This window comes from Nonomuraea sp. NPDC001684, from assembly GCF_053596515.1.
The window spans coordinates 1-1710 of the sequence record NZ_JBSFGJ010000841.1 but is presented as its reverse complement, the minus strand read 5'-3'; the positions used below and the strand labels follow the sequence as shown (position 1 = coordinate 1710).

The window sequence follows — 1710 nt, the reverse complement described above, 5'->3', positions numbered from 1 at the left end:
CCGGCGTGGACCTGCGGGTGACCGCCGACGTGGACGGGTTCTCCCACGTCCTGGTGGTCAAGACGCGGGCCGCCGCCAGAGCCCTGCCCGACCTGGACTTCCCGCTGTCGGTCAGCGGCCTGTCGCTGACCGCCGACAAGGCGGGCAACCTGGAGGCGGTCGACCGCACCGGCGGCACGATCTTCATCGCGCCCACCCCCACGATGTGGGACTCGACCGGCGCCGGCGAGACCGCGGTCAAGGAGGGCCGCGCGCCCGAGGCCCGCCAGGCCACCATGGGCGTCTCGCTCGACGGCAGGAAGCTGCGGCTGCGGCCGGACCGCGCGATGATGAGCGACCCGAAGACCCGGTACCCGGTGTTCCTGGACCCGTACTTCTCGGCCGCCCGCGGCGCCTGGACCGCCGTGTGGAGCAACTGGCCCAGCTCCAACTACCTCAACTCCAGCGACGTCGCCCGCGTCGGGCACGTCAACTCGCAGACCAACCGCTCGTTCTTCCAGATGAACACCGGCTCCACGATCCACGGCAAGCAGATCATCAAGGGCACGCTGCGCACGTACGAGACCTGGTCGTACTCGTGCAGCGCCCGCGCGGTCGAGGCGTGGTCCACCAACACGATCAGCAAGAGCACCACCTGGAGCAACCAGCCCAAGTGGGTCAAGAAGCTGTCCACGGTGAACGTGGCCAAGGGCTGGGGCTCGGCCTGCCTGCCCGGCGGCGTCGAGTTCGACGTCACCTCCCAGGTCGCCGACGCCGCCGCCAACAAGTGGGCCAACATCACCGTCGGCCTCCGCGCCACCAGCGAGACCGACCAGTACGCCTGGAAGAAGTTCCGCAACAACCCGAGCCTGGTCATCGAGTACAACTCGCTGCCCGCCGACCCGGTGGCGGCCGACGCCTGGTCCGACCCGGGCGGCCCGTGCGTCTCCGGCGACGACCGTCCGGTCATCAGCACGCCGACGCCGAAGCTCTGGGCCCGGCTCAAGGACGCCGACAACTCCGTCAGGGGCCGCTTCGAGTGGTACCGCGCCGACGGGACCAAGGCCGGGGAGTACCTGACCCCCGTGGGCTCGACCGGCACGGCCTTCTCCGCCCTCGTCCCGCAGAGCCTGTACGCCGACGGCGCGCTGGTCCGCTGGCGGGTCCGCGCCGAGGACGGCAAGGCCAACAGCGCCTGGAGCCCCTGGTGCGAGGCCACCGTGGACGCCACCGCGCCCGGCCGGGAGCCCGAGGTGTCCTCCGACCGGTTCGCCGAGAACGGCTGGAGCGACGGCGTCGGCCTGGCGGGCCGGTTCACCTTCGCGCCCAACGGCGTCACCGACGTCGCCGCCTACGTCTACGGCCTGGACACCACCCCCAAGACCGAGGTCCCGCCCGCCCAGGACGGCACGGCCGCGATCACCCTCACCCCGCGCCACGACGGCCCCAACGTCCTGTCGGTGCGCAGCAAGGACCGCGCCGGGCAGCTCGGCCCGATCCGCACGTACGTCTTCAACGTCAACGCCGGACGGGGACCGGCCGGCCACTGGCCCATGGACGAGGGCCAGGGCGGCACCGCCGCCGACGCCGCCGGCGCCCACCCCGCCACCCTGTACGGCGCCACCTGGACCTCGGGCCGGAACGGATGGGAGGGCGGTCTCGCGATGACGATCCCGTGCTCCCACGACCCCTGTCCCGTGGCCTTCGCCCGCTTCCCGTCCAGACCGAGCG

The 1710-nt window shown here is 72.3% G+C and carries 1 protein-coding gene; it reads left to right on the top strand.

Translation table 11 applies throughout. From position 1 onward, the window contains the following. Positions 1-17: 17 nt before the first annotated feature. Positions 18-1710: DNRLRE domain-containing protein (locus ACWCSD_RS52380; protein ID WP_449927368.1), on the top strand; the 1693-nt coding region annotated here is incomplete at its 3' end.